Source organism: Terrabacter sp. 2RAF25 (genome assembly GCF_052115265.1).
Classification (GTDB): domain Bacteria; phylum Actinomycetota; class Actinomycetes; order Actinomycetales; family Dermatophilaceae; genus Terrabacter.
Window position 1 is genome coordinate 431,150 of record NZ_JBFRGJ010000001.1, and the last position, 18,868, is coordinate 450,017.

The 18,868-nt window shown below is 72.7% G+C and carries 20 protein-coding genes and 1 pseudogene; 6 read left to right on the forward strand and 15 right to left on the reverse strand.

What is annotated here, in order from left to right:
• Positions 1–39: 39 nt before the first annotated feature.
• From AB4091_RS02020 to AB4091_RS02030, 3 genes are read right to left on the reverse strand one after another with little or no spacing between them, the layout of a single operon-like run.
• Positions 40–294 carry a hypothetical protein gene (locus AB4091_RS02020; RefSeq protein ID WP_442290063.1) on the reverse strand — a complete coding sequence of 85 codons (255 nt, stop codon included), beginning with the start codon at positions 292–294 and terminating at the stop codon, positions 40–42.
• On the reverse strand, positions 291–1,004 hold the full coding sequence (locus AB4091_RS02025; protein ID WP_442290064.1) for an RNA polymerase sigma factor: 714 nt from the start codon (positions 1,002–1,004) through the stop codon (positions 291–293). Before AB4091_RS02025 ends, AB4091_RS02020 begins: the two co-directional genes overlap by 4 nt.
• Positions 1,001–1,240, reverse strand: coding sequence for a hypothetical protein (locus AB4091_RS02030; RefSeq protein WP_442290065.1), 240 nt, complete (start codon positions 1,238–1,240; stop codon positions 1,001–1,003). Before AB4091_RS02030 ends, AB4091_RS02025 begins: the two co-directional genes overlap by 4 nt.
• 199 nt (positions 1,241–1,439) lie before the next feature.
• Between AB4091_RS02030 and AB4091_RS02035 the strand changes: the two genes are divergently transcribed.
• Entirely contained in the window at positions 1,440–1,886 is a 447-nt protein-coding gene (locus AB4091_RS02035) for a hypothetical protein (protein ID WP_442290066.1), read from the forward strand.
• Between the two features lie 55 nt (positions 1,887–1,941).
• On the opposite strand, the gene AB4091_RS02040 is transcribed toward AB4091_RS02035, so the two are convergent.
• Genes AB4091_RS02040 through AB4091_RS02055 form a run of 4 tightly spaced genes read right to left on the reverse strand, consistent with a single transcriptional unit; the run spans position 1,942 to position 6,236 of the window.
• A complete protein-coding gene (locus AB4091_RS02040) occupies positions 1,942–2,508 on the reverse strand; it encodes a DinB family protein (RefSeq protein ID WP_442290067.1) in 567 nt (188 codons plus the stop codon).
• 41 nt (positions 2,509–2,549) lie between these two features.
• Entirely contained in the window at positions 2,550–3,626 is a 1,077-nt protein-coding gene (locus tag AB4091_RS02045) for an ABC transporter ATP-binding protein (protein ID WP_442290068.1), read from the reverse strand.
• Entirely contained in the window at positions 3,623–5,203 is a 1,581-nt protein-coding gene (locus AB4091_RS02050) for an ABC transporter permease (RefSeq protein WP_442290069.1), read from the reverse strand. Before AB4091_RS02050 ends, AB4091_RS02045 begins: the two co-directional genes overlap by 4 nt.
• A gap of 1 nt (position 5,204) precedes the next feature.
• Positions 5,205–6,236 carry an iron ABC transporter substrate-binding protein gene (locus AB4091_RS02055; RefSeq protein WP_442290070.1) on the reverse strand — a complete coding sequence of 344 codons (1,032 nt, stop codon included), beginning with the start codon at positions 6,234–6,236 and terminating at the stop codon, positions 5,205–5,207.
• 262 nt (positions 6,237–6,498) lie between these two features.
• Between AB4091_RS02055 and AB4091_RS02060 the strand changes: the two genes are divergently transcribed.
• The 5 genes and pseudogenes from AB4091_RS02060 (at position 6,499) to AB4091_RS02080 (ending at position 9,445) form a co-directional block, all read left to right on the forward strand.
• Entirely contained in the window at positions 6,499–7,338 is an 840-nt protein-coding gene (locus AB4091_RS02060) for an aldo/keto reductase (protein WP_442290071.1), read from the forward strand.
• A 425-nt stretch (positions 7,339–7,763) separates the two neighbouring features.
• A pseudogene (locus tag AB4091_RS02065) lies at positions 7,764–8,717 on the forward strand (DUF222 domain-containing protein); the annotation flags it as partial.
• Complete coding sequence (locus tag AB4091_RS02070) at positions 8,617–9,003, forward strand: HNH endonuclease (protein WP_442290294.1); 387 nt, start codon at positions 8,617–8,619, stop codon at positions 9,001–9,003. The pseudogene AB4091_RS02065 and the gene AB4091_RS02070, both read left to right, overlap by 101 nt.
• Before the next feature lie 119 nt (positions 9,004–9,122).
• Positions 9,123–9,281, forward strand: coding sequence for a hypothetical protein (locus AB4091_RS02075; protein ID WP_442290072.1), 159 nt, complete (start codon positions 9,123–9,125; stop codon positions 9,279–9,281).
• The gene (locus AB4091_RS02080) at positions 9,248–9,445 is read left to right on the forward strand and encodes a class I SAM-dependent methyltransferase (protein WP_442290073.1); all 198 of its coding nucleotides are present in this window, start codon (positions 9,248–9,250) and stop codon (positions 9,443–9,445) included. Before AB4091_RS02075 ends, AB4091_RS02080 begins: the two co-directional genes overlap by 34 nt.
• A 62-nt stretch (positions 9,446–9,507) precedes the next feature.
• On the opposite strand, the gene AB4091_RS02085 is transcribed toward AB4091_RS02080, so the two are convergent.
• From AB4091_RS02085 to AB4091_RS02120, 8 genes are all read right to left on the reverse strand, one after another.
• Complete coding sequence (locus tag AB4091_RS02085) at positions 9,508–9,927, reverse strand: ANTAR domain-containing protein (RefSeq protein ID WP_442290074.1); 420 nt, start codon at positions 9,925–9,927, stop codon at positions 9,508–9,510.
• A 297-nt stretch (positions 9,928–10,224) separates the two neighbouring features.
• Positions 10,225–10,977, reverse strand: coding sequence for a response regulator (locus AB4091_RS02090; protein WP_442290075.1), 753 nt, complete (start codon positions 10,975–10,977; stop codon positions 10,225–10,227).
• On the reverse strand, positions 10,953–12,776 hold the full coding sequence (locus AB4091_RS02095) for a GAF domain-containing sensor histidine kinase (RefSeq protein ID WP_442290076.1): 1,824 nt from the start codon (positions 12,774–12,776) through the stop codon (positions 10,953–10,955). Before AB4091_RS02095 ends, AB4091_RS02090 begins: the two co-directional genes overlap by 25 nt.
• Before the next feature lie 177 nt (positions 12,777–12,953).
• Positions 12,954–13,436, reverse strand: a complete 483-nt coding sequence (locus AB4091_RS02100) for a pyridoxamine 5'-phosphate oxidase family protein (protein WP_442290295.1) — start codon at positions 13,434–13,436, stop codon at positions 12,954–12,956.
• Between the two features lie 2 nt (positions 13,437–13,438).
• Entirely contained in the window at positions 13,439–14,149 is a 711-nt protein-coding gene (locus AB4091_RS02105; RefSeq protein WP_442290077.1) for a hypothetical protein, read from the reverse strand.
• Between the two features lie 511 nt (positions 14,150–14,660).
• The gene (locus tag AB4091_RS02110; protein WP_442290078.1) at positions 14,661–16,040 is read right to left on the reverse strand and encodes a cation:proton antiporter domain-containing protein; all 1,380 of its coding nucleotides are present in this window, start codon (positions 16,038–16,040) and stop codon (positions 14,661–14,663) included.
• 111 nt (positions 16,041–16,151) lie between these two features.
• Positions 16,152–17,840, reverse strand: coding sequence for an alpha-amylase family protein (locus AB4091_RS02115; RefSeq protein ID WP_442290079.1), 1,689 nt, complete (start codon positions 17,838–17,840; stop codon positions 16,152–16,154).
• A complete protein-coding gene (locus AB4091_RS02120) occupies positions 17,837–18,850 on the reverse strand; it encodes a TIGR03885 family FMN-dependent LLM class oxidoreductase (protein WP_442290296.1) in 1,014 nt (337 codons plus the stop codon). The genes AB4091_RS02115 and AB4091_RS02120 overlap by 4 nt, the downstream gene beginning before the upstream one ends.
• Positions 18,851–18,868 lie beyond the last annotated feature (18 nt).

Here is an 18,868-nt window from a genome sequence, read left to right on the forward strand (position 1 = left end):
CCGGCGCGCGGACGCCCGCGACGGCATACGCGACCGGTCTCAGACGGTCCCCGCGCGCAGCAGGTCGAGGAGCGAGCGCGCCTCGTCGGCACACGCCGCGCACCCCTGCAGGTGGTGCTCCATGGCGTCGTCGCGGTGGTTCGGGTCGGCCAGCAGCGCCTCGACGTGGAGGTCCATCCGCTCGAAGCAGCCGTCGCACGAGAGCCACGGCGTCGTGTCGACGAGCAGGGCGTCGACGGCTCTGGGCGGGAGCGTCGGGTCCAGCGGTGGACGGGATCGTGGGGTGTCGGTCATCGGGCGCCTCCGGTGGGGGACAGGTAGCCGCGGACGGTCAGCTCGGCGCGCAGCCGGCGGCGGGCCTCGTGCAGGGTCTTGTAGAGGGCGCCGCGGTTGGTGCCGAGGCGCTCGGCGAGCACGTCGATCGGCACCTCGTCGACGAGCAGGGCGACGGCGATGCGCCGTTGGTAGGGCGTGAGCACGGTCGCCATCGCCCGGGCCAGCGCGTTCGCCAGGTCGGAGCCCTCGACGGAGTGCTCGGCGTCGTCGTGGTCGGCGGCGGGGATCGTCCCGAGGTCCAGGTCGCGCAGCTCGACCTCGCGGCGACGCCACTGGAGACGGCGCACGTCGGAGGACGCCTGGAGGATGGCGAACTTGAAGGCCCACGTGGTGAAGCGGCTGCGGCCCTCGAAGGTGTGCAGCTTGGCCAGCAGGGCGGTCATGGCCTCGTCGGCGGCCTGCTGGATGATCACCTCGACCGAGGCGGGGTCGTCGGGCAGGGCGGAGCGCATGCGCCAGACCTGGTGGGCCGCCGCACGGACCATGAGCTGGTGCAGCATGCGCTGGGCGTGCTGCTGGTCGGGGCCGGGGGTCGACAGCGCCACGACCCAGTCGACCGGCTCCACGTGGGTGGGCCCGGCGAGCCCGCCCGGCGCCGGGGCCGGGCGGGTCGTCGTGCCCGGTCCGCTGCCGGGTGAGGGGATGTCGTCCCGGCTCAGGGCGGTCACCGGGACGCCCGGGGGTCGTCGACGGGGGAGAGGATGCGCGCGGCAAGCTCAGGTGGGCAGCCCGCGTCGACGAGCTGGAGCAGGGCGTGCAGGTCGATCCGCTGGTGCGCCAACGCCTCGGCGAGTGAGGCCGGGAAGCCCGCCTCTCGCAGCCGGCACAGACGCCACGCGACGACGTCGAGCGGTGGGCCGGGGGAGCGGCACGGCACCGTGTGGCTGGTCTGCTGGATGGTCATGCCTCGTTTGCTGACGGCGAGGACGTCCGTCTTACCGCACTGACACCGTGGGCCGCGCCCGACCACGGGTCGGGTGGGGCTGTCGGTAAGACCTGCGCCTGCTGATGCCGCCAACACGGTGCAAGCCTCCCACCGCTGCCTGCGTCTCGGGCCGCATCCCGCGGGAGGAACCACCGGGAGACCGACCTTGGAGGTCAGCATGGCCACGACCCTCAGCCCCGCAGGGGCCTCGACATCCGACGTGCGCAGCGACGTGACGTACCAGGCGTATGCCGTGCTGCGCACCGCGTTCACGGTCGCGCCGATCGTCTTCGGGCTCGACAAGTTCACCAACCTGCTGGTCCAGTGGGACCGCTACCTCGCGCCCGTGTTGTCGGACCCGCTGCCGGTCACCCCCCACCAGGCCATGTATGCCGTGGGCGTCATCGAGGTCGTCGCCGGGATCGTCGTGCTGCTGCACCCGCGGCTCGGCGCGTTCGTCGTCGCAGCCTGGCTCGCCGGCATCATCGTCAACCTGCTGCTGATCCCCGGCTTCTACGACGTCGCCCTGCGCGACTTCGGTCTGCTCCTCGCTGCCGTTGCCCTGCAACGGCTCGCCACGCGCTTCGACCCGCGGCCCTCCCTCTGGCCGCTGCGTCGCGCGTAGGCGCGCGCGCCCTCGTCGGGCCGGGCGGCGTTCGCACCGGCCCGACGAGGGTGCATCAGGGCAGGTCGACACCCTGGAGGGTCAGCTGGGCCCGATGGTGTCGGTAGTGCAGCTCGGGGTAGGCGTAGACCTCCGCCAGCGTCATGAAGGACGTGAAGTACGGGTCCCAGGACGGCGGGAACGGCATCCCCTCGTCCAGCCGCTGCGCCGTCTCCGACTCCAGGCTGCGGACGAGGGAGGCGATGGTGCGGTCGCACAGGCGGCCCATGCGCTTCCGGTCGAACACGAGCGCCCCGCCGCACGACCCGGCGTAGTTGACCCAGTGGAACGGCACTCGTGCAGCGTCGAGCAGCCGGGCGAAGCTGCTCCCCACCCAGCGCGGTCGACGCCCGAGGAACCGGACGAGCGGCAGCAGCCGGCGCACGACGAGGAAGCCGAAGACCATGTGGAAGAGGAGCTGCTCGTTCGTCCAGGCCGTGCCGTTGCTCGCCGCCCGCAGCTGACCGGGAGACGCGCCGGCGAGCAGCCGGTGGAGGTCGTCCCGGCAGGCCAGCAGGCCGGCCCTCGTCGCCGCCCGGTCCACCGGGGGTCGTCGGCCGTGCTCGTAGACCGGGGTCGGCACCCTTCGATCGTCCTCCCGCCGCGGGTGCGGGCGCCAGTGCCTCAGCCGGCAGGCGGGCTCCCTGCGTGGGGGAAGACGAGCGGCTCGCCGTGCAGCTGGAGGCTGACGACGGTGCCGTCGGGCGGCACGTCCTGGCCGCGTACGCGGGCCCTGACGACGGCCGGAGCCGCCGAGCCCACCCCGCCACGCTCGTCGGCACCCAGGTCGAGGTCGACGAGGGCGTCGTGACCGAAGTAGGTCGAGGAGAGCACGGTGGCCGGGCGGCCCGAGCCGTGGGCCACGAGCGCGATCTGCTCGGGGCGCAGCAGCACGTCGACGGGTCCGTCGGGCACGTGCTCGACCGAGACGACGCCCAGCGCGTGGTGGACCGTGCCGGCGGCGGCGCTGCCGGCGAGCGTCACGGCGTCGCCGAGGAACCCGGCCGACCGCGTGTCGGCCGGACGGTCGTAGACGTCGGCGGGTGAGCCGACCTGTGAGAAGTGCCCGTCGTGCATGATCGCGACCTGGTCGGCCATCGACAGCGCCTCGGACTGGTCGTGGGTGACGAGGATCGCCGTGACCCCTTCGCGGCGCAGCACCTCGGCGACAGCCTCGCGGGTCGACGTGCGCAGCGCCGCGTCGAGCGACGAGAACGGCTCGTCGAGCAGCAGCACCTTGGGCCGGCGGGCCAGGGCGCGGGCGAGGGCCACGCGCTGCTGCTGGCCACCCGAGAGCTGGTCGGGACGCCGGGCGGCGAGGGCGGCGTCGAGCCCGACGAGGTGCAGCAGCTCGTCGAGGCGGGCGGTGTCGCGACGGGCCGCGCGGTCGAGGCCGTAGACGACGTTGGCGCCCACGCTGAGGTGTGGGAAGAGGTTGCCCTCCTGCGCGACGTAGCCGACGCCCCGCCGCTCGGGGGCGCGCCACAGGCCGGGCCCGACGACGACGTCGTCGCCGAGGGCGACCGAGCCGGTGTCGGGGGCCTGGAACCCGGCGATGACCCGCAGCAGGGTCGTCTTGCCGCAGCCGGACGGGCCGAGGATGACGGTCGTCGAGCCCTCCGGCACGTGCAGGTCGATGCCCCGCAGGACGGGCTGGCCGTTGTGGGATGCCGTGACATCGGTGATGCGGACCTCGCTCACGTCGCGGTCACCTCCTCCGTTCGTCGCATGAGCAGGTAGGTCACCGGCGCCGACAGGATGACGAGGGCGGCGGCATACGGAGCGGCGGCGGCGTAGTCGAGCGACTCGCTCGCGGCCCAGAAGGCCGTGGCCAGGGTGCGCGTGCCCGTGGGCGCGAGCAGCAGGGTCGCGGTCAGCTCCGTGGAGACCGCGATGAAGACGAGGGCGAAGCCGGCCAGGGTGCCTCGCAGCACGAGGGGCAGCTGCACCCGCACGAAGGCCCGCACCGGGTTGTCGCCGAGGGCCCGTGCCGCGTCGCCGAGCTCGGGGGGCAGGTGGGCGAGGGCCGCGCGGATGGACACCATGGCGCGTGGGACGAAGAGGATGGCGTACGCGAGCACGAGCAGCACCGAGGTCTGGTAGACGGCCGGCAGGTAGCGCACGGCCAGTCCGACGAGGGCCAGGGCGACGACGACCCCGGGCAGCGACGAGGCGAGGTAGGTGGAGCGCTCGACCACGACGGCGACCCACCGGTCGCGGCGGTCGGTGGCGCGGACCACGAGCCAGGCCACGGGGAAGGCCGCCACCGTCGTCAGCACCGCAGCAGTGGCCGCGAGCCGCAACGTGCTCCACACCGGTGCGACGAGCTCGCCGGCAGAGAGGGAGTCGGCACCCATCACGAGCCACCGCCCGATGCTGCCGACCGGCACGGCGATGGCCAGCAGCATGAGCAGCACGATGCCACCCAGCGCCACGGGGGTGAGGCGTCCGAGCCGCACGGGCGCGGGCCGCTGCGGGGTGCCCCGACCGACGCGGGCGTGCCGCACGCGGCCGCGGCTCACGAGGTCGATGGTGAGGAAGGCGAGGCACAGCGCGAGCAGCGCCGAGGCGAGCACGCTGCCTGCCGCGTCGTCGAAGGCCACCTGGTACTGGTCGAGGATCGCGGTCGTGAAGGTCGGGAAGCGCACGAGGGCCAGCACGCCGAACTCGGCGAGCAGGTGCAGCGAGACGAGCAGGGCGCCGCCCATCAGGGCCGGGCGCAGCTGGGGGAGCGTCGCGCGCAGGAACGTCCGCCAGGGGCCGAGCCCGAGCGAGCGGGCGGTGTCCTCGAGGCTGCGGTCCAGACCGCGCAGCACCGCGGCCACCGGCAGGAAGACGAACGGGAAGTACGACAGCGACGTGACGAGGACGGCGCCCGTCAGCCCGTTGAGGTCGGGGCGGATCGACACCCACGCGTACGCGTTGACGAACGCCGGGACGGCGAGGGGGCACACGAGCACCACCCGCCACAGGCCGGCGAGCGGAAGGTCGGTGCGCTCCACGAGCCAGGCCGCGGCAACCCCGAGCACGACGGTGATCGACACCGTCAGCACGACGAGCGAGAGGGTGTTGCCGAGCAGCTCGCCCACCCGAGGGCGCCAGAGCAGCTGCCCGGCCCGCTCGGGACCGACGGCGAGCGCCTTGGTGACGATGACGACGAGCGGGGTGCAGCAGACGAGCGCGACGAGGCCCGCCACGAGTCGGGACGCCACGGAGCCCGGTCGCCAGCGGCGACCGGGCGAGCCGGTGGAGATGCGTCCGAGCACGGGGACCGTCACGTCAGAGGATGCCCGCCGCGGTCATCAGGGTGATGACCTCGGGACCGTTGAGCGTGTAGGGGTCGACCGGCGGTGCCTCGAGCGAGGCGAGCTTGGGCAGCGCCGGGTCGGACTCGACACCCGCGCCGACGGCGTACTCCTTGGCGTCGCTCGAGGCGAGGATGCCCTGCCCCTCCTTGCTCGTGACGAACGCGAGGAACTTCTGCGCATCGGCCGCGTGCTTGCTCGAGCCGAGCACGCCCCCGCCCGAGAGGCTGACGAACGCGCCGGGGTCCTGGTTCTTGAAGTAGTGCAGCTTGGTGTTGCCGCTGCCGTCCTTGCTGAGCGCCTGGTCGCGGTACCAGTAGTAGTGGTACATGATCCCGACCGGCACCTCGCCGGCGTTGACGGCCTTCATGACGGCGATGTTGTTGTTGTAGATCTTGGCGCCGTCCTTGAGGCCCTTGAGCCAGGCCGCGGTCTTGTCCTTGCCCTCGAGCGCGGCGATGGCCGAAACGATCGCCTGGAAGTCCGCGCCGCCGGCAGCGGCGCCCCAGCGACCCGACCACTCCGGCTTCTGGAGGTCCATGATCGACGTCGGGAGCTCCGCCTCGGAGATCTTGCTCGGGTTGTAGACGAGCACCGTCGAGCGGGCGGCGATGCCGACCCACTTGCCCGTGGACGGGGCGTAGTCCTTGCCGACCTGGGCGAGCGTCGCCGGGGTGACCGGCGCGAGCAGGTTGGCGTTCTGCACGGTCGTCATCGCCGGGGAGTTCTCGGTGAGGAAGACGTCGGCGGGGGACCGGGTGCCCTCCTGGACGAGCTGGGCCGCCATCGCCGAGTCGCCGCCGTAGCGGATCTGGACCTGCGTGCCGGTCTTCTCCTGGAACGCCTTGGCCCAGGCGTCGGTGAGGTTCTCGTGCTGGGCACTGTAGATCGTCAGCTTGCCGGGGTCGAGCTCGGCGCCCGCCTCGAGGCTGCTGCCGCACGCGGAGAGGGCCAGCACGGCGGCGGCGCTCAGTCCGGCGACGATCACGTTGCGTCGGGTGGTCACGGGTCCTCCATCGGGTTGCCGGGACCGGCGGCGCGCGGGGCGGCGTCGACACGGACGCCCGGTCTCGGGGTGTCGGTCGCGTCGACGGCCGACGTGGTTCGCTTAGGTTCGCCTTACCTTATTCAATCAGTCGGCGTCGTCCCAATCGGCCCCGATGCGTGAGATCGGTCGCCGGTGACAGGCGTGCTGGGGGCGACCGACCCGGGCCCGGCGGTGTGGGACGTCCCTCGCGCAGAGCCGACGGCGGCCGTAGGTTGGCGACATGACGACGGTCCCCACCCACACCCTCAACGACGGCACGACGATCCCGGCCATCGGCTTCGGCACCTACCCGCTCACGGGTGAGGACGGCATACGCGCGATGGTGTCGGCGGTGGAGGGCGGCTACCGGCTGCTCGACACGGCCGTCAACTACGGCAACGAGACCGAGGTCGGCGAGGCCATCCGGCGGTCGGGCATCTCCCGTGACCAGCTGGTCGTGCAGAGCAAGGTGCCGGGCCGCGACCACGCGTTCGACAAGGCCGTCGCCTCCGTCGAGGGCACCCTCGAGCGGCTCGGTATCGAGCAGCTCGACGTCGCCCTCATCCACTGGCCCAACCCCAGCGTCGGGCTCTACGTCGACGCCTTCCGCGCCCTCGTGGAGTGCCGCGAGCGTGGGCTCGTGCGCTCGGTCGGCGTCAGCAACTTCACCGAGAAGCACCTGACCGAGATCATCGACGCCACCGGTGTCGTGCCCGTCGTCAACCAGGTGGAGCTCCACCCGCTCTTCCCGCAGGAGCAGCTGCGGGCGGTGCACGAGCGGCTCGGGATCCGCACCGAGAGCTGGAGCCCGCTCGGCAAGCGCAACGCGCCCTTCGGCGCCGACCCCGTCGCGGCGGCCGCCGAGGCCCACGGGGTGAGTCCGGCCCAGGCCATTCTCCGGTGGCAGGTCCAGCTGGGCGCGCTGCCGCTGCCCAAGTCGGCCGATCCGGAGCGCCAGCGGGCCAACCTCGACGTCTTCGGCTTCGAGCTCGACGCTGCCGAGATGGCGGCGATCTCGGCGCTCGGGCGTGAGGACGGGCGGCTCTTCGGCGGCGACCCCGACACCCATGAAGAGATGTGACACCCGGTAGCCCGACCACTTCCCAGCGAGCATGACTCGCTCGGCTGAGGGCTGTGGAGAACGCTGATGGCTGTCGGCGGTGCCACCTAGAGTCGAACACATGATCGATTCGGCGGTGGTGGCGACGGCAGAGCTGGAGGCTCTGGTGTCCGCGCTGTCGCGGGTCGGCTCGGTCCAGCACGGCAGTGACCCGTCGGATCAGGTGCGGGTCGACCAGCTGGCGGTGCTCGAGCGCCTGAAGGGTGCCGTGTCGGCGGCGCAGGCGCGGGTGACGGCGGCCTTCGTCGACTCGCAGCAGGACGTGGCGCAGGCGTGGCGGCAGCGGGCGCGGGAGTGCTCCGACGTCGGGGACTTCGAGGGGGTGGCGGGCAGCGCGGGAGCAGGCTCGAGCGGCCTCGTTCAACGACCGGCCCCGGGCGGAAGACACCCCCGGTCGAACATCGCGGTGGCCTCGGTCGGGCATGAGCGGCGTGGCGGCGCAGGTCGCGTTGGCGCGGCGCGAGTCGCCGGTGCAGGGCGCGGGCCATGTCCGGCTCGCGGTGGCGCTCACCCGGGAGCTGCCGCACACGTTGGCGGCGCTGACCGCAGGCGAGGTCAGTGAGTGGCGCGCGCAGATCATCGTCCGTGAGACCGCGACCTTGACCAGCGAGCAGCGCACCCTGGTGGACGCCGAGATCTTCGGCGCCGGGCGTGACGTGGTGGCGGGGTGGGGGGATCGGGAGCTGTCCCAACAGGTCCGGGCGGTCGCCTACCGCATCGATGCGGCCAGTGTGGTGGCCGCATCGATGCGGGCCGAGGCCGAGCGGCGGGTCACGATCCGGCCGGCGCCCGACACGATGGCGTACCTGACCGCGTTGCTGCCGGTGGCGCAGGCCGTGGCCGCGCACGCCATGTTGACCGTCGCGGCCGACACGGCCCGGTCCGCGGGTGACCCGCGCGGCAAGAGGCAAGTGATGGCCGACACCTTGGTCTCCCGGCTCACCGGGCAGGCCTCGGCCGGCGCGGTCCCGGTCGAGGTGCAGGTCGTGATGACCGACCGGTCCCTGCTCGCCCGCGACGACACCCCGGCGCAGCTGGTCGGCTACGGCACCGTCCCCGCCAGCTGGGCGCGCGACCTGCTCACCCCCCACCGACGAGGAGACCAGCGAGGAGGCCGACGAGCAGGGTGCTGCGGCGCGGGTGTGGTTGCGGCGGCTGTACACCCACCCCGGCACCGGGGCCCTGGTGGCGATGGACTCGCACCGGCGCACCTTCGCGGGCGGGCCGCGCCGCTACCTGTTGACCCGCGACGCCGGCACCTGCCGCACCCCGTGGTGCGACGCCCCGGCCCGGCACGTCGACCACGTCCGTGGCCACGCCGACGACGGGCCCACCACTGAGAGCAACGGGCAGGGCCTGTGCGTGCGTTGCAACCTCACCAAACAGCTCCCCGGCTTCACCGCCGTGACCGCGGTGCCCGACCCGACCAGCCAGCCCGGCGCCACGCACGGTCTGGTCCACACCGTGTTGACGATGACACCGACCGGGCACAGCTACACCTCGCACGCACCGCCCCTGCTCCCCGGACTGCTGCTGCCCGACGAACACCAATGTGGGCTCGAACCTGTCGAGCCAGACCGCCCCAGTCCGCTTGAACGCGCCCTGGAACTCGCCCTCGCTGCCTGAACACGTGTTCCGGCATGACCGCCGCCGGCGCGGGTCCGGGTCGGCGGGAAGGCTCGAAGGGTGGAACGCTGGCACGGGTCGCTCCCGCCCGGGGGGCAGTGCACAGGAGCGAGGACGTGATGAGGGCCGACCACTACGACAGCGTCGCCCGGAGCTACGCGAGGCAGAACGAGTCGGGCCTGTTCAACGCCCACTACAACCAGCCGGCGCTGGTCAGGCTCGCCGGAGACGTCCGCGGCGTAGGGTGCTCGACGCCGGCTGCGGGTCCGGGCCCCTGACCGGAGAGCTCCGGGCCGCAGGTGCAGACGTGTCGGGATTCGACTCCAGCCCGGCCATGCTCGAGCTGGCGCGCGAGCGGCTGGATGAGGACGTCGACCTGCGCGTGGCCGACATCAGCCGGCCGCTGCCGTACGCCGACGGCTTCGTGCTCGAAGCCCTCTGACCGCCGTGCGCGCCGAGGTCTGGGGGACACCCTGGGCTGATCCACCACCGCGTTCGGACACGTCAGCCGACGTCGGTGGACCCGGTCTCGACGACGCGTGCGGCCAGGACGTGCACCTTGACGTTCTGGGCCATGCTCGCGCGACGCAACAGGTCGAAGGCCTGCTCGCGGCTCAGCTTGCGCAGGGCCATGAGCACGCCGACGGCGGCGCCGATCTCGCGGCTGTGCGCGAGCGCGGCCTCGAGCTGGGTGGCCTTCGTCTCGGCCGTGTCGAGCCGGTCGAGGGCCTCGAGGAGGTACGCCTCGACGGGCGTGAGTCTGGACGCCCCGGGTGACGCGGTGAAGACAGCGTCGACGTGCGCGGTCAGGTCGGCCCCTCCGCCCGTGGCGGTGCGCCTCACGGCGGGCGACGCGCCTCCCACATCGGGCCCGGCGCCGACTGCGGACCCGCGGGCCCCGTCGGCTGCCTCGTGTGGCTCCATCTGCTGACTCCTACGACATCCCCTGCTGCCCGGCCATGTCTCGACCGCAACAGGTGAGTATCCAGCCTAAGGGGCCGAGGCTCGTCGGTGGCCACTAGGGACGAGCGACCCGGTCGGCTTCGCGGGCGTGTCCGGGCGCAGCACGAGGCGGCACCCGCTCGGGGGATCGGGTGCCGCCTCACCTCCTCCATCGCGGCACGCCAAGGATTGTTACAGGGCGGTGACCTCACCGCCGGTGCCGATGCAGGTGGCGGCACCGGATCGGAGCGCCTGCGACCGGGCACCAGGGCCGGTGGGTCAGCGCCCGGGCGCGTCGTCGCGGTGCTGCGCGCCGTACACCGCGGCCTGGGTGCGTCGCTCGAAGCCGAGCTTGGCCAGCAGACCGGAGACGTAGTTCTTCACCGTCTTCTCGGCCAGGTAGAGCCGCTCGCCGATCTGCCGGTTGGTCAGTCCCTCCGCGATGAGCGTCAGGATCTCCTGCTCGCGGTCGGTGAGCGGTGAGGCGCCCGGCGGTAGCCCGGTCCGTGGCCCGTTCCCCGACCCCCCAGACGCGCCGGGGTCGGTCTCCGGGCGGCGGAGACGGTCGAGGAGCCGCTCGACGAGGGCAGGGTCGATGAGGGAGTGGCCCGCCGCGACGTGGGCCACCGCCTCGGTGAGGGAGGTGCCCCGGATCTGCTTGAGCAGGTAGCCGGAGGCGCCGGCCATGACGGCGGCGAAGAGTGCGTCGTCGTCGTCGTACGACGTGAGGATGAGGCAGCGCGTGCCGGGGCTGCTGACCTGCACGTCGCGGCACACGTCGATGCCGCTGCCGTCGGGAAGGCGCGCATCGAGCAGGGCGACGTCCGGGGCGAGCGTCGGGATGCGGCGCAGCGCCTCGGCCGCGGTTCCCGCCTCGCCGACGACACGGAAGCCGCGGTGCGACTCGAGCAGGTCGACGAGCCCGCGTCGCACGATCTCGTGGTCGTCGAGGAGGAAGACGGTCACGGGCTCGGAGCCGGCGGCTCCCTGCCCTGCAGGCTGCTTCGTCACCGGTCCAGTCGCGCCGTCCATGTCAGCACCGTCGTCCTCTCGTCCGATCGCAGGGAGCAGTGGCCGCCGCGGGCCTCGGCACGGCTGGCGAGGTTGGCGAGGCCGCGGTGTCCGGGCTCCGGCCTGACGGGCGTCGCAGACCCGGCATGCTCGGGCACCACGGCGGCGCCGGCCGCTGCTCCTCCTCGTCCGCACGGACCGTCGTCGGTGACCTCGACGCAGAACATCGGGCCGGTCACCGACACCCGAACATCGACCGCATGTGCCCGAGCATGCCTCACGACGTTGGTGAGGGCCTCGCGCAGCACCGCGGTCACGTCGTGCAGCAGGGAGGCGTCGAGCACGCTGGCGACCGGGCCGTCGAGGCGCAGCGCCGGCTCGAAGCCCAGCGGTGCCGAGGTGGCCGTCACGACCTCCCGCAGTCGGGTCCGTGACCCGGTGACGCCGGTCGGTTCCTGGAGCTCGAAGATGGACGCCCGGATCTGCCGGATGGTCTCGTCCAGGTCCTCGACGGCGCGGCTCAGGATCTCGCGCACGTCCTGTCCGTCGGGTTCGTCGTCCGAAAGGGACCCGTGCGCGTGCTCGGCGACCGAGTCGAGCGTCAGACCCGTTGCGAAGATGCGCTGGATGACGTGGTCGTGCAGGTCTCGGGCGATCCGGTGTCGGTCCTCGAGCACGGCGACGCGCTCCTCGTCGGCACGGCGGTCGGCGAGCTCGAGAGCCACGGCGGCGTGCGTCGCGAGCTGCTCGGCCATTTCGACGTCCGCCGGGCTGAACGGCGGCCGCCCGGGACCTCGGGTCACGACGACCACTCCCCGAACGCCCGCGTCGCCCACGAGCGGGCACGCCATCGCCGGGCCGTCGGCGTCGACCTCGGCGTCGACCTCCGCCTCGACCTCCGCCTCGACCTCGGCGTCGATGAGGGTGTCGAGATCAGCGCCGGATCCGTGCCCGGCGGGCTCGGTGAGCACGGCCCGACGCTCCCGCATCGCCCTTCCGGCCAGGGAGGGTGCTGCGGCATACGTCGTTCCGACGCGACCCTCGGCACCCACCCCGCGAGCGACCTCGACCACGAGCTCTGCGGCATACGGCTGCCGGGCGGGTGCGCCGTCGCCGGTTGCCGGCGGGCGACGGGTGGGCAGGTCGATGGTCACCGTGTCGGCATCGGCGAGCCGCAGGACCGCATCGGCGATGCGCACGAGCACCACCTCGCCGAGACCGGGACGCAGCAGGTCGCGGCTGATCTCGGCCGAGGCGCGCAACCACTCCTGCCTGCGTCGTGACTCCTCGTAGAGCCTGGCGTTCTCGATGGCGATGCCGGCACTCGCGGCCAGGGCGACGACGAGGTCCTCGTCGTCGGCGGAGAAGTCGGCGCCGTCGAACCGGTCGGCGAGGTAGAGGTTGCCGTAGACCTGACCGCGCGACCGCACCGGGACGCCGAGGAAGGTGCCCATCGGCGGGTGACCGTCCGGGAACCCGCTCGCACGGGGGTCGGCGGCGATGGAGTGGAGCCGGATCGGCGCGGCGTCGTCGATAACGGCCCCGAGCACGCCGGTGCCGGTGGGCAGGTGCCCGATCCGTTCCACCGTGGCAGGGTCCATCCCGGAGTGCACGAACTGCTCGAGCCGGCCGTCGGCGCCGATGACGCCCAGCGCCGCGTAGTCCGCGCCGGAGACGACCCGTGCCGCGTCGACGATGCGTCGCAGGACGGCCGGCAGCGCCAGCTCGGAGACGACCGAGCGGTTGGCGGCGAGGAGGCCGCGCAGGCGGTCCTCGGAGGAGCCCTGGCCGGCGGACCCCGACACGACGGTCTCGACCATCAGCGTCCGATCGTCCGCGAGCGCAGCGCGCGGGTGATCCCGCTCGTGCGAGGGGTCCCCGGCGGCGCCGACGTCATGCCCCAAGGCTAGGACCGGCCCCTCCCGGGCGGGCGCCTTTGCCGCGGCCCGCACCGCCCGGCCCACACGGACCGCCCCCACCCGCGGCAGACGGCAGCGTCATCGACCCGTCGAGGGCGCGCGGTGCGCCCCGAACGAGCGCCCGCTGAGCCGCGCCACCTCGATGCCGATGAAGAGGTTGCGGGTGCCCGCTGCCCACGGCTCGGCCCCGTCGAGCGTCCACAGGTGGGTGAGCAGCGCCGGCGACGCCACGGCCTGGGCGCGTCCGCGGGCGATGACGCTCCAGCCGGAGTGGGCCCGCTCGTCGAGCTCGTCGACCTCGAACACGACCTGGGCGGGACGGACGAGCTCCGAGAGCACCCCGAAGGGTGAGGTGCGGAAGACGATGAGGTCGGCGACGCACGCGTAGCTGATCGGGAAGATCTGCGGGCCGTCACCGGCCGACCACCCGATGCGGCCGATGCTTCGTGACTCCAGGAGGGCCTGGCAGTCGGCGGGCGAAAGGTCGCTGCTGGCCTGTCGGCGGCTGGAGCGCCTGGCCGGGAACTCGCCCCGGCCCTGGGCGACCTGGTGCTGGGTCATGCTCACCTCAGCTCCTTCCGGGTCTGGCCGGCGGCGACACGGCGCTCGCCGGTGTGCAGCGGTCGGCCGGTGCCGACCGGGCGGCCGAGCTCGACGGCCGAGGCCGTCCGCGGCTCCGGGGTGACGGCCTTGAGCAGGGCCCTGCAGCGCACCAGCTCCGAGCGGATGCGCACCACCTCCGACCGCAGCTCGAGGAAGCGGACCAGGTGGTCGGCGATGCTCTGACCCCAGGCCTCCACGGCTCGGAAGTCGGCGCACCACGTCATCGGGATGGTCGCCTCACCTGTCGCAGGGGTCGGGGCGCGCAGGTCGGGCTCGAGCTCCCGTACGCGTGGGGTGGCGTCGTCACCGGTGAGCCCGGCGGCATACGGCACGGTGCCGTCAGGTGCGCTGGACTCCTGCGGCAGCACGGTGTCGCTGTGGTGGGTGACGTGCAGGTGGTCCACCACCACGACGAGGTCGAAGCCCCGTTCGGTCGTCGGCGTCGCCACGCACGGCCGGCAGGTCACGCGGTGGCCGGCCCGGGCCAGCTCAGTCGCGATCGTCTCGGCGATGGCCTCGTCGATGCCCGCGACCATGAGCTGCACGGAGGCGGCACCAGTGGAGTCGGCGGTGTCTCGGCCGTCGGCGCCTGCGCCCACCTCCGCGCGGGGCTCCGCTCCTGGAGCGGGAGGCGCGGGCGGGGTCGAGTAGGTGATGAGGACGGTGCACATGGGCTCTCCCGGTCGGTGTGAGGCGCCGGGCGTGGACGCCACCACGATCGTGCGCCGGGGGCGGGTGCCGACGACACGGACGAAGGTCGCACCGGATCGGGCCGAAGGTCCCGACTCGGACAGGCCGGAAGCACCTGTGCAGGGTCACCCGCGGGGTCGCACGATGGAGCAGGAGGTGAGCGACGTGGCCGGGAGCACCTGGCAGGCAGAGATCACCGGCACACGATCTGGCACGTGCGGCGGCAGTGGTGGGGAACCGCACGTGGGCCCGTCCGTTGAGGGCGAGCCGGATCGTCGTGGGCGCGGACCGCTCGGGGAACCGGGGGATCAGAAGGTCCGCGTGGCACTGGGCCTTGGCCGAGGCACGTGCCCGGAGCTGCCCGTCAGGATGGGTCACGCTGCACCACCTCCGTCCGTAGGCGAGGATCCCTGGGGAGGGTAGGTCGCCTGAGGTCGGTTCACCATCGGCCCCGAGGAGGCAGCCCCTCCTCGGGGCCGGTTCGCGCCCGGGTCAGGTTCGGGCGGCGTCCCGGTGGCGGTCGAGGTAGCGCATGACGGGCGTCGCGAGAGCACCGTGGACCATGACCGACACGAGGATCGTGAACGCCGCCGTCGACCACAGCCACCGCTCCTCGACGAACGCGTGCTCGCCCGCTGCGAACGCGAGGTAGTAGAGCGAGCCGACCCCGCGCACGCCGAAGAACGCTGTCGCTAGGGCTTCGTACCGGCCCAGCCCGCCCGGGAGGTCGGCCCCTCGCGCCCGCACCCGCAGGCTGACCCAGCCGGCCAGCGGTCGGAGCACGAAGACGAGCGAGAGCGCGATGAGGACGCCCCGCCAGTCGAGCTCGTCCAACACTCCCTTGGTCATCGCCATGCCGAGCATGAGCAGGATGATCAGCGTCAGCAACCGCTCGAGCCGCTGGACGACCTCGTGCATGGAGCGGTGGTAGTGGTGGTTGCGCTCGGCCGCGCGGAGCGTCAGTCCGCAGGTGAAGACCGAGACGAAGCCGTAGCCGCCGACGAGCTGGCTCACTCCGTAGGTCAGCACGAGGGCGGCCAGCGCCAGCAGCGGCTCACCCTGCTCGGCGAGCCTCAGGGACCGCCGAGGCGAACGGAACGCGACCCGGGCGAGTCCCCATCCGACGGCGACACCCACCACGACGCCGACCACGACCTTCCCGACGAGGTCCCACGCGAGCCAACCGGCCCACCACGAGCCGGCACCGCCGGCACTGCCGGCACTGCCGGCACTGCCGGCACTGCCGGCCGAGGCGAGCAGGACGGCCGCGGTGACGAACGGGAAGGCCAGTCCGTCGTTGAGCCCGGCCTCGGAGGTGAGGGCGAAGCGGACGTCGTCCTTCTCGTCGACGGGCTCGCCCAGCGCCTCGTCGCCATCGTCATCGGCCTCCTCCCAGCCCCCGTCAGGGGTCTCGACCCGGGGCCCCTCCACCTGGACGTCGCTCGCCAGCACGGGATCGGTCGGCGAGAGGGCGGCGCCGAGCAGCAGGGCCGCCGCCGGGGCGACGCCGAGGCCCCAGCCGAGCAGCGCGACGGACGCGATCGTGAGGGGCATCGCGACGGCGAGCAGGCGCCACGTCGGTGACCACGACGCCCAGGCGCTGCGCCGGCGCCACTCGAACGACCGGTCGATCGCCAGGCCGACGCCCATGAGCGCGACGAGAATGGTGAACTCCGTGACGCGCTCGACCTGCGGCCGGATGAGCAGGGGGTCCAGGCGCATGCCCTCCGGCAGGGGCAGCAGGCCGATGCCCATGCCGAGGACGAGCAACACCATGGCGGCCGAGACGGCATACCGGTCCAGCACCGTCGGGAGAACCGCTGCGAGGAACATCGCCGCCCCGGCGATGAGGTAGATCAGGTTGATCGACATGACAACGACACGGGCGACACGCTGGGCTCCTCGAAGTGGGGACCCGTTGCACCTACCCGCCCCGGCTGGCCGTCGATCGGCGGGGTCGCCGGTGCACGTCCGGCGCCGGCGTCAGAGCCCGGGGTCCTCACCCTCCGGCACGACGAGGAGCCAGCGGTAGCCGTAGGGCTCGACGTCGAGCTCGACCGTGCCGCCGGCCCCGACCGGCGTCTCACGTCGCTCGCCGAGCACGTCGAGCAGCGAGGACCCGGGCGGGAGGTCGGACAGCGTCAGGGGGACGATCGCGCCGTCGGGCCCGAAGTTGTGGAGCCCCAGCATGGCCCAGTCGTCGGTGCGGCTCAGGTGGGCGAGGGTGGACGCGACGGGGTGGTCGAGCACCTGCACCGTGGCCCAGCCGCTCTGCGGCAGCTGCCGGTAGCGACGCACGAGCCCGCGCATGAACCACCACAGCGAATCGGGGTCGCGCCGCTGGTCGGCGACGTTGACGTGCTCCGGCCCGAAGAGGCCGTCGGGCATGGGCCGGGTGAGCCGCCGGCGGGATGCGGAGGAGAACCCACCGCTGACGCCCCTGGTCCACTGCATCGGGCTGCGGACCGCGAGCCGGCCCGGGATGTCGAGGTTCTCGCCCATCCCGATCTCCTCCCCGTAGAAGAGCACCGGCGTGCCCGGCAGGGAGAACATGAGCGAGTAGACGAGCCTGAGACGGCGCTGGTCGCCGCCGACCATCGGGGGCAGGCGGCGACGCAGCCCGCGGTCGTAGAGCTGCATGTCGGGGTCGGGCCCGAAGGCGTCGAAGACCTCGCGGCGTTCGGGCATGGTGAGCTTGTCGAGGGTCAGCTCGTCGTGGTTGCGCACGAAGTTGGCCCACTGGCTCGTCACGTCGAGGGCGGGCCGTTCGCGCAGCGCGTCGGCGAGGGGAGCGGCCTCGCCGCGGGCGAGCGACAGGTAGAGCCGCTGCATCCCGATGAAGTCGAACTGCATGTTGAGCCCATCGCCGTCGTCGCCGCCGAAGAATCGCTTCTGGTCGGGGTAGGGCAGGTTCACCTCGCCGAGGAGCACCGCGTCGCCCACGCGTCGGGTGACGAACGAGCGGACGTCGCCGAGGTAGCGGTCGGGGTTGAAGGCGTCCTCCTCGGCGGCGTCGACGCCGGGCACCCCGTCCCGGGCGAAGAGGAACGGGACGGCGTCCACCCTGAACCCCGAGACGCCGAGCTCGAGCCAGAAGCCGAGCGTTCGCGAGATCTCTTCCTGCACGGCTGGATTGGCGACATTGAGGTCGGGCTGGTGCTTGTAGAAGTGGTGCAGGAAGTAGTCGCCCGTCTTCTCGTCGCGCTGCCAGATGCTGTCCTCCTGGTCAGGGAAGACGACGTCCTTCTTGCTCGACCTCGGCTTGGTGCGGCTCCACACGTAGTAGTCGCGGTACGGGTCCTCCCGGCTGCGCCGGGCCGACCTGAACCACGGGTGCTTGTCGGACGTGTGGTTCATGACGAAGTCGACGATGACGCGTATGCCGTGTGCCCGCGCCGTGCGCACGAGCTCGACGAAGTCGCCGAGCGTCCCCAGCTCCGGATCGATCCCGAAGAAGTCGGTGATGTCGTAGCCGTCGTCCTTGCGCGCGGTCGGGTAAAGCGGCATGAGCCACAGGCACGTGATGCCGAGGTCGGCGAGGTACTCGATGTGGTCGGTCATGCCGCGCAGGTCGCCCACGCCGTCGCCGTCGGAGTCGTGGAACGTCTGGACGTCTGCGCAGTAGAGGACGGCGTTCTTCCACCACACGTCGCCCGTGTCGCTGATCCTCATCGGTCCGCGCCTCCTGTCGCACGTGTCGGATCCTGCTGGGGCGCAGGCGTGCTCGGTGACAGCTGTGGCAGGACGTGCTCCCCGAAGGCGTCGATGAACGGCGCCTGCTCCTTTCCGACGAAGTGGAGGTAGAGCTCGTCCCAGCCCATCTCGACGTAGTCCTGCAGCCACTGCGCGTGCCGGCCGAGATCGGCGGAGACGAGCACTGCTTCGCGCACCCTCTCCGGCGCTACGGTCTCGCCGATGAGGTCGAACGCCTCGACGGTCTCGGTGTCCCACGCGATGGGTGGCCCGAGCACGTTGCTCCGCCACTGGTCGTGGGCGGTCGACAGCGCCTCGTCCTCCGTCGGCGCCCAGCTGAGGTGGATCTGGAGCCGGGCCGGACCTCGGCCTCCGGCGCCCCGGTAGGCCTCGAGCACGCGTTGCAGCGTGTCCGCAGGCTGGTTGACCGTGACCAGCCCGTCCGCCCAGGCGGCGTGGCGGGCGGCGGTCTCGGGGGTGACGGCCGGCCCCACCAGGTCGGGCACCGGGTCGGCGCGGGTCCACACGCGCCCCCGGTTGACCGTGACGAGCCCGTCGTGGCTGACCTCCTCGCCGTCCAGCAGGCGCCGGATGACGTCCACGCACTCGAGGAGCCGTGCGTCGCGCACCTCCTTGCGGGGCCATTCGGCGCCCGTGACCCGCTCGTTCGACGCCTCGCCCGAGCCGAGTGCCGCCCAGAACCGGCCGGGGAACATCTGGCCCAGGGTGGCGATCGACTGCGCCACGACCGCGGGGTGGTAGCGCTGGCCGGGGGCCGTCACCACGCCGAACGGGAGCGACGTCGTGGCCAGGGCCGCGCCCAGCCAGCTCCACGCGTGTCCCGACTCGCCCTGGCGGCTGCTCCACGGCGAGAGGTGGTCTGACGACATGCCTGCGGTGAAGCCGGCAGCCTCGGCCGCCTGGACGTCACGCAGGAGGCGGGCCGGGTCGATCTGCTCGTGGGAGCAGTGGAAGCCGATGACGGTCATGCCCACCCACGCAACCGC